At 66.7% G+C, this 8,578-nt stretch carries 7 protein-coding genes and 2 pseudogenes; 8 read left to right on the top strand and 1 reads right to left on the bottom strand.

What is annotated here, in order from left to right; translation table 11 throughout:
- Positions 1–113: 113 nt before the first annotated feature.
- Positions 114–341 (top strand): annotated as a pseudogene (locus tag OEZ60_RS21680) (transposase domain-containing protein); the annotation flags it as partial.
- A gap of 34 nt (positions 342–375) precedes the next feature.
- Here OEZ60_RS21680 and OEZ60_RS21675 read toward each other — a convergent pair.
- Positions 376–1,308 carry a GlxA family transcriptional regulator gene (locus OEZ60_RS21675; RefSeq protein WP_263340899.1) on the bottom strand — a complete coding sequence of 311 codons (933 nt, stop codon included), beginning with the start codon at positions 1,306–1,308 and terminating at the stop codon, positions 376–378.
- 94 nt (positions 1,309–1,402) lie between these two features.
- On the opposite strand from OEZ60_RS21675, the gene OEZ60_RS21670 reads away from it, so the two are divergent.
- The 7 genes and pseudogenes from OEZ60_RS21670 to OEZ60_RS21640 form a co-directional block, all read left to right on the top strand.
- On the top strand, positions 1,403–3,496 hold the full coding sequence (locus OEZ60_RS21670; RefSeq protein ID WP_263340898.1) for an acetate--CoA ligase family protein: 2,094 nt from the start codon (positions 1,403–1,405) through the stop codon (positions 3,494–3,496).
- 19 nt (positions 3,497–3,515) lie between these two features.
- A complete protein-coding gene (locus OEZ60_RS21665; protein ID WP_263340895.1) occupies positions 3,516–4,358 on the top strand; it encodes an enoyl-CoA hydratase/isomerase family protein in 843 nt (280 codons plus the stop codon).
- Entirely contained in the window at positions 4,358–5,521 is a 1,164-nt protein-coding gene (locus tag OEZ60_RS21660; RefSeq protein ID WP_263340893.1) for an acyl-CoA dehydrogenase family protein, read from the top strand. Before OEZ60_RS21665 ends, OEZ60_RS21660 begins: the two co-directional genes overlap by 1 nt.
- Positions 5,518–6,306 (top strand): enoyl-CoA hydratase-related protein, encoded by a 789-nt coding sequence (locus tag OEZ60_RS21655; RefSeq protein WP_263340890.1) that lies wholly within the window; start codon positions 5,518–5,520, stop codon positions 6,304–6,306. Before OEZ60_RS21660 ends, OEZ60_RS21655 begins: the two co-directional genes overlap by 4 nt.
- A complete protein-coding gene (locus tag OEZ60_RS21650) occupies positions 6,306–7,547 on the top strand; it encodes a Coenzyme F420 hydrogenase/dehydrogenase, beta subunit C-terminal domain (RefSeq protein ID WP_263340887.1) in 1,242 nt (413 codons plus the stop codon). The genes OEZ60_RS21655 and OEZ60_RS21650 overlap by 1 nt, the downstream gene beginning before the upstream one ends.
- 4 nt (positions 7,548–7,551) lie before the next feature.
- The gene (locus OEZ60_RS21645) at positions 7,552–8,076 is read left to right on the top strand and encodes a thioesterase family protein (RefSeq protein WP_263340885.1); all 525 of its coding nucleotides are present in this window, start codon (positions 7,552–7,554) and stop codon (positions 8,074–8,076) included.
- A gap of 3 nt (positions 8,077–8,079) precedes the next feature.
- Positions 8,080–8,578, top strand: a pseudogene (locus tag OEZ60_RS21640) (hypothetical protein); the annotation flags it as partial.

The following is an 8,578-nucleotide window of genomic DNA, read 5'->3' as shown; positions in this document are numbered from 1 at the left end:
TACAACACGAAACGCCCCCACAGTGCTCTGGGCTACCGCCCGCCGGCCCCTGAATCCGTCATCCCGATGGACCAGAGGCCAGTCATGCACTAACAATCAAATCGGACCACTCAGGTGGGGCCGATCACAGAAAGAGCTGGCTCTTCGCCGGTTCCGAGCGCGGCGGTCACCGGGCGGCCTTCATGTATTCCCTGATCGGCTCCGCGAAACTGAACGGCATCGACCCCCAGACCTGGCTCGCCGATGTCATCGCCCGCATCTCCGACTTGGCGGTCTCACGCCTATACAAGCTGCTGCCTTGGGAATGGAACGCCGCAACGCCCCAGGTCAAGGCTGCCTGACCACGGCTCCCGGCGGATGCTTACTGCGCTACCGCTACAGTTCCCTGTCCTCGCTTGGCGCGACGCCAAATCTTTGCCGATAGGCGCGGCTCAGGCTCTCGGGAGCCGGGAATCCGCACATCAGGGCGATGCCGCCGATCCTTTCGTGCGAGTTGCGGAGCAGGTTGCGTGCCCGGTCGAGCCGGAGTTCGAGATAATAGGCCTGCGGCGGCTGACCGAGATGGCGGAGGAAGAGCCGCCGGAGCTTCCATTCGGGCTGTTCCAATCGGCTGGCAATGTCGCCGATGGCAAGCGGGTTTTCCATGTTCGCGAGCATCATCTCGATCACCTTTGCGAGCGTACGGTCGAGCCGAGGAACGGACCAGTCGAAACCGAAAGAACCATCTGCACGGCTCGAGTCCAGAGGACGGTAGTTCAAGATCTCGGCCACGCGCCTCGCGAGGCGCGGCCCTTCGTAATGCGCGATCAATGCCAGGGTCATGTCGATGGTGACCACCCCGCCCGCGCTGGAACATCGGTCGCCGTCCAGATCGAACAGGCGGTCGACGAAATACGCCTCGCCGCGGCTTTCGCGGAACCCGACGATGGCTTCGTGATGGACGGCGGCCGGGCGCCGGTTCAGAAGTCCGGCCTCCGCGAAGAGAAGCGCCCCGGTATCGACGCAGCCCATGAGGCTGCCGGTGCGAGAGCGGCGCCGGAGCCAGCCGAGGAGGGCATCGGACTTCATCCGGTCGGGTGCATAGGAGGCGAGCAGGATCACGGCGTCGGTCGGCGCCTCGTCCAAGGGCCCGTCGATCTCGAGCGCACGCCCCGAGGAGGAGCGCGGCGTCTGGCCGTCCACGCTGAGGACGCGCCAGCGGAAGACTGGCTTGGGGCACTCGCGGTTGGCCACTCGCAGAGGCTCGGTGACGAGCGAGAGCGACAGTAGCGGGAAGCCCTCGCCGATAACGATAGTGATCGTCTTCATGTTCGATCAGGTCAGTTTTTCGTTCGTTGAAGTCATCCCCGGATTTCTGCCAACCGCTACGCTCGGATCAAGCAGAATCTGATCGGGATCGTCCATGGCACACCGACTCGAGCCGCTCTTCCGACCGAAATCGGTCGCCTTCATCGGCGGCAGCAACCTCAACCCGGCGCTGAAATACCACCGGGATCTTGGTTTTGAAGGACCGACCTGGGTCGTCAATCCGAAATACGAGACCTTGCAGGGCTATCCCTGCGTCCCGAGCATCGAGGATCTGCCGGAGGTGCCGGACCTCGCCTTCGTCGCGATCCGCAGGGAAGCGGCGATCGAGGCCATCGCGGCGCTCAGAAAGATGGGCTGCCGTGCCGCGGTCTGCAACGCGGCCGGGTTCGCCGAGACCGGAACCGAGGGCGGCGACCTTCAGGCGCGGCTCGTGGCGGCGGCCGGGGACATGGCGGTGCTCGGGCCGAATTCGGTGGGGCTCGTGAACTTCGTCGATCCGATGGCGGCGATGATGGACCAGTTCGGTGTGCATTCTGTCCCGAAGGGTGTTGCCATCGTCAGCCAGGGCGGCGGGCTTCTTTGCGATGCCGTCTTTTCCGACCGCGGGCTCGCGATCACCCACATGGTCGGCGGCGGCAACCAGGCGGTGACGGGGCTGGAGGCCTGCGCGGACTACCTGCTCGACGACCCGCGCGTGACCGCGGTGGGGCTTTCGTTCGAGGGTCTGCGCGACATCGCGGGGCTGCGCCGGGCGGCGGTGAAGGCGCTGAAGCTCGGCAAACCCATCGTCGCGATCAAGTTTGGCCGGACCGAAGCGGGCTCGCGGGCGGCGGCCTCGCACACCGCCTCGATGACTGGCGCGGGCGCGGCCTGGGAGGCGCTGTTCGACCGGCTGGGCATCATCTCGACCGCCTCGGAATCGGAATTCTTCGAGACGCTGAAGCTGATCGATTCCGGCCAGATCCCGAAGGGGCGGCGGGCGCTCGTCGCCTCGGTCTCGGGTGTTCTGGGGGTGATGCTTGCCGACCATCTGAGCGCTGGCGGTTTCGACCTGCCGCAGCCGACCGGAGAGCGGGCAGCGCGTCTGCGCGACCTCCTGCCGTCGATCGCCACGCCCTGCAATCCGCAGGACGTGACCATGGCCGCCTGGAACGATACGGAGCGGCAGACCGCGATCTATTCCGCGCTGCTCGAGGAGGGTTACGACCTCGCGCTGATGGTGCAGAACTACCCGCGCGACGGCATGTGGGATGTCAGCGAATATGCTGCGCAGGTCGAGGCGCTTGGCGCGGCCTGCCGGGGGCGCGACGTGGCGGCCTTGCAGATCGCGCCGATGGTGGATTGCTTCCCGGCAGACGCGCGCGACCACACGCAGAGCCTTGGCCTTGCCGCGATGCAGGGGCTCGACGAATGCATCCGGGCGCTCGGTCACGCCGTCTGGTGGCGCGAGCGGCGCGAGACCCTGCTGGCGGCGAGGCCGGAGCGGCTGTCCGAGGTGCCGGTGGCCGCGCCAGAACCCGGCGCGCGCCATGACGAGGCGGCCGCCAAGGCGATGCTCTCTGCCGCCGGGGTCGCGGTTCCGGCGTCGCGCGTGACCCAGCCCGAAAGGGCCGCGGAGGCGGCGGCGGAGATCGGCTTTCCGGTCGCCCTGAAGGCGCTCGATGCGCGGCTCCTGCACAAGACCGAGGCGGGGGCGGTCCGCATCGGTCTCGCCTCTGCCGGGGCGGTTCGCGAGGCCGTCGAAGCGATGCGGGCCGAGATGGCGCGGCACGTCCCGGACATTCCCTTGAACGCTGTGCTGGTCGAGGCGATGGCACCGGATATCGTGGCCGAGGTGATGGCCTCGGTCACGCATGACCCGTCGGTCGGCCCGGTGATGATGATCGCGGGCGGCGGCATCGAGGCGGAGCTTTGGAACGACAGCACGCTTCTGGCAGCCCCCTTCGAGCGGGCCGAGATCGCCCGCGCGCTCGACCGGCTGAAGGTTGCCGAGCGCCTGAAGGGCTGGCGCGGGCGGCCGGCGGGCGACCGGGAGGCGGCTCTCGACGCGCTCGAGGCGCTGGCGGCATTCGCCCTGGCCGAGGGCGCGGAGGAGATCGAGGTCAACCCGATCCTCGTCGGGCGCAAGGGCGCGCTCGCCGTGGATGCGGTCCTGAAACTGGCGGAACGGAAGGAACGCGTCGCCTGACGCGGGAAGGAGGACGAAAATGCACGGCATCACGCCCGAGACCACAGACTACCAGCACCTGATCTACGAGGTGGACGACGAACACGTCTGCTGGCTGACGCTGAACCGGCCGGAAAAGCTGAACGCAATGAACCTGCGGCTGATCGCCGAGCTTCAGGCCGGCCTCCTGCGCGCCGACCGGGACGAGGACGTGAACGTCATCGTGATCCGCGGCGCCGGGCGCGGCTTCTGCGCCGGTCATGACCTCGACGAGGACGCTGCCGAGGACCGAAGCTCGATCTATGAGTACCGGGCGCACTACATGCACCAGTTCGACGAGTTCACCACGCCTTGGCGCGTCACCAAGCCGGTCATCGCCAGCGTCCACAGATATGCCATCGGCAAGGGGTTCGAACTGTCGCTCTTCTGCGACGTGACCATCGTCACCGAGGACACGCGGCTCGGCTACAACGAGGTCCGCTACGGCGTCTCGGGGCACTGCATGTTCCTGCCCTGGCTCGTCAACATGAAGACCGCGAAGGACCTCCTGCTGACGGGGCGCGAGTTGTCCGCCGCCGAGGCGAAGGAAATGGGCCTCGTCACCGAGGTCGTGGCGCCCGAGGCGCTGGCCGAGGCGACGCGGAAGAAGGCCACGCTGATGGCGCGGCTGCCGCGGGAGATGCAGCGGATGCACAAGATGTATCTCAACCGGGTCTACGAGATGCAGGGCTTGCGGACCGCGACCGACTACTACCTCGAACAGGTGGCGATCATGGGCGCGCAGCCGGTGCCGGAATATGCCGAGTTCTCGAAGATGACGACGGAGAAGGGGCTCCGCGCCGCGCTCGATCACGCCAATGCCCGCTACGAGGGGCTCGACTGATGGACTTCGCGCTGACAGAGGAGCAGCGGCTGCTGTCGGACACGGTGCGGGAATTCTGCGAGCACGAGCTGATCCCGCACGAAGAGATCCTCGAAAAGACCAACGAACTGCCGCGCGACCTTGAACTTGAGATCCGCCGCAAGGGCATGGAGCTCGGGCTCCACGCCTGCAACATGCCCGAAAGCGTCGGCGGCGCGGGGCTCGACTGCGTGTCGTTCACGCTGGTCGAGAAGGGTTTGAGCCGCGCCTCGCTGGCCCTGGCGGAATGCGTGCGGCGCCCGAACAACATCCTCGCCGCCTGCGAGGGCGAGCAGATCGCGCATTTCCTTCAACCCGTGATGCGCGGGGAAAAGCGCGAATGCGTGGCGATGACCGAGCCCGAGGCGGGGTCGGACCTCAAGGGGATGAAGACCCGCGCCGTCCGCGACGGCGGCGACTGGGTGATCAACGGCACCAAGCACTTCATCTCGAACGCAGAGATCTCGGATTTCGTGATCCTCTTTGCCGCGACCGGCGAGGACGAGACACCGAAGGGCCCGCGCAAGCGTATCTCCTGCTTCCTCGTCGATCTCGACGCGGCCGGCGTGGAGGTGGCGAATGGCTACGACCACATGGGACATCGCGGCTATTACAACAACATTCTGCGGTTCGACGATGTCCGGGTCGGTGACTGGCAGATGGTGGGCGGCGAGGGCGAGGGCTTCAAGGTGGTGAGCGACTGGCTCGGGCCGGGGCGGCTGACCGTCGCCGCCGTGTGTCAGGCTCGCGCCGAACGCGCCTTCGAGGTGGCGCTCGACTATGCCGCGACGCGAAAGCAGTTCGGCGAGGTGATCGGCAAGTTCCAGGGGATATCGTTTCCGCTCGCGGACATGGCGACCGACATCCGGCTGGGCGACCTTCTCCTGATGAACACCGCCTGGAAGGTCGACCGGAATGCTCCGACCGTCGCCGAGGACTGTGCCATGGCCAAGGTCTGGTGCTCCGAGATGCTGGGCCGCGTCGCGGATCAGGCGATCCAGACCTGTGGCGGCATGGGGGTGATGTCGGACCTGCCGTTGGAACGCATCTACCGCGACGCAAGAGTGGAACGGCTCTGGGAGGGCACGTCCGAAATCCAGCGCCATATCATCAGCCGGCAACTCCTCCGGCCCCTGGGAGCATGACCATGACAGACGTGAAGATCGCGCGCCAAGGGCGCATCCTCGAAATCACCCTCGACCGGCCCAGGGCCAACGCGATCAACGCCGCCACCTCGAAGGCGATGGGCGATGCGTTCCGGCAACTTGCCGAGGACGACGGCCTTTCGGTCGCCATCGTAACCGGCGGCGGCGAGCGGTTCTTCTCGGCCGGCTGGGATCTGAAGGCCGCCGCCGAGGGCGAGCCGCCCGATGCCGACCAGGGGATCGGCGGCTTCGCCGGCCTCACCGAATACTGGAATCTAAAGAAACCGGTCATCGCCGCGGTGAACGGCATGGCGCTGGGCGGCGGGTTCGAACTGGCGCTGGCGGCCGACATGATCGTGGCGGCCGAGCACGCTGAATTCGCACTGACCGAGGCCACGATCGGGCTCATCGCCGATGCGGGCGGGGTGATCCGGCTACCGCGCCGTTTGCCACGTGCGATCGCGATGGAGATGATGATGACCGGACGGCGCGCGAGCGCGGCGGAGCTTGCCAACTGGGGCCTCGTCAACGAGGTCGTGCCGGGAGCCGCCCTGATGGACGCCGCGCGCGACCTGGCCGAACGCGTGGCCGCCTGCGCGCCGCTGTCACTGCAGGCGATCAAGGAAATCGACCGCGCCACGGAAGGCGCGAGCGAGCGCGACGCCTACCGGATCATGCGCGAGGCCGATCTGCCCACCTACCGGCGCGTCTACGCCTCCGAGGATGCCGCCGAGGGCATGGCGGCGCTCGCCGGAAAACGCGCCCCAAACTGGAAGGGACGCTGATGATGCAGACTGGGAGAGTGCATTCGCGCCATCCGACAACGATTGCTCAGGTCGTCGAAAGCGGCCTGTGCATCGGGTGCGGCCTGTGCGAGGCTCTGGCGCCCGAGCGCTGGGCAATGACCTATACGCCGGAAGGGCGGCTTCGGCCCGCCGCCCGCAGCAGCGATCCGGAAGCCGGCCTCGAGATCCTCGCGGCCTGTCCGGGGGCCGTCGCGCGCGCCCATTCGGAAGACACCCCCTGCGATGACATGATCTGGGGACGGTATCATCGGATGGAGCGAACCTGGGCCGCTGACGCGGATATCCGCTTCCGCGCCGCCTCGGGCGGCTTGCTGACTGCCCTCGGCGTGCATCTGCTGAGAACTGGTCGCGCGAAATTCATCCTGCACTGCGAGGCCGACCCGGAGGCACCGATGCGCACCCGCTGGTGCATCAGCGATACCGTTGACCAGGTGATCGCGCGCGCCGGGTCGCGGTATGGCCCTTCGGATACGCTCGCCGGTCTGCAGGTCGCGGTCGATCGGAACGAGCCGTTTGCGGTGATCGCCAAGCCCTGTGATGCGGGTGCCGTGCGGAGCCGTGCCAAGAACGATGCCGATCTCGCGCGCAATCTCGTCTGCATATTGGTCATGGTTTGTGGCGGAGCGTCCGATCTCGGAAAATCGCAAGCCCTGCTCGATGACTACGGCGTGGCTGAAAGCGACGTCACGCTGTTCCGGTATCGGGGTTATGGCAATCCGGGCGCAACGCGCGTCGAGGTGAAGGACGGGCGGGCCTGGCAATGCACCTACGGCGATCTTTGGGCAGACGAGGCGGGCTGGCGCATCCAGAGCCGCTGCAAGATTTGCCCCGACGCGAATGGCGAGGCGGCCGACATCGCCGCCGCCGATACCTGGCCGGGCGCGAACCCCGTCGGCGAGGATGCCGGTTTCAATGGGATCATCACCAGAACGGAATGTGGTGAGGCGCTCTTCGAAGAGGCCGTCTCTGCCGGGTTGCTTGTTCGTGGCGAGGCGATTGCGCCGCGAGAGTTCGACGATTTGCAGCCCCACCAGGTCCGCAAGAAACGCGCGCTCGCCGCACGGCTGCGCGGCATACTGGAGGCGGGCTCTCCGATCTACGCTCACGAGGGCTTGCGGATCGACGAACTCGATGGCCGCGATGCCGATCAACAGGACGCCAGCCGTGCGCGCGTGGTTGCCGGCCGGTTTTCCGAAACGCTCCCGACACTGAAAGGATGATGCCTTGGCCAAGGAAGTCTATGATCCGCCGTTGCCCTGGACCGGCGAGATCGCCGCGCCGCTGATCCTCTTTCGCAGCAAGGTCCGGCCCGAATGGATCGACTCCTTCGATCATGTGAATATCGCCCACTACCTGACCATCTGCGACCACGCCAACTGGGCCTTCTGGAACTGGATCAACCACCCCGAGGGCACGATAGAGGCGCGGGCGAGCCACGAATACGTCATCGTCGAGAACCACGTCCACTACATCGACGAGCTGGCACTCGGGACGCCGATCCATGTCGAGACACAGTTTCTCGGATTCGACGACAAGCGCTACGTGCTGTTTCACCGGGTCTTCAAGACCGAGGGCAACGTCCTCGCCGCGACGAACGAGGTGAAGAGCCTCGGCTTCAACCTCAGGGAACGGCGACCGGAAAGATGGCGTCCGTTCATCGGTGAACGGCTGGATTTGATACACCGCGCCCATGCCGGGCTCGAAATGCCCGAACAGGCCGGGCAAGGCATCGCGCTCAAGCGGAGGTAAGCCATGCGCATCGACAGGATCACGCTTTTCTCGGTGCCGATCGACGTCGGCATGGAACTCACCCGCTATGTCGCGAGCCAGTCGATCGACCCGGCGCTCGACGTTCTCGTCGTCAAGATCGAAACAAGTACCGGCCTCGTCGGCTGGGGCGAGGTTTGCTCGGCCCCGCCCTACTATCTGCCGGAACTTTCGGCGGGCGCCCGCGAGGGCATCCGCCACGTCGCGCCGGTGGTTCTCGGCCGCGATCCGCGCCAGGTGGCGGCGATCCTTGCCGGCATCGCGGCGGCCTTGCGCGGCCACGGCAACGCCAAGACGGCGCTTGAAATGGCGCTCTGGGATCTCTGCGCCAAGGCGCATGGCCTGCCCCTGGTCGATCTCTGGGGCGGGCGCGTCGCCGAGAGCCTGCCGGTGCTCTCGGTCATCCGCATCGGCAGCCGGGAGGAGACGCTCGCCGCCTTCGAGACCGAACGCGCCAAGGGCTATTCGCGCTTCCAGATCAAGG

Source organism: Albidovulum salinarum (genome assembly GCF_025673475.1).
Classification (GTDB): Bacteria; Pseudomonadota; Alphaproteobacteria; order Rhodobacterales; family Rhodobacteraceae; genus Albidovulum; species Albidovulum salinarum.
The sequence above is the reverse complement of the archived record's forward strand: the minus strand, read 5'-3'. Positions and strand labels throughout refer to the sequence as shown.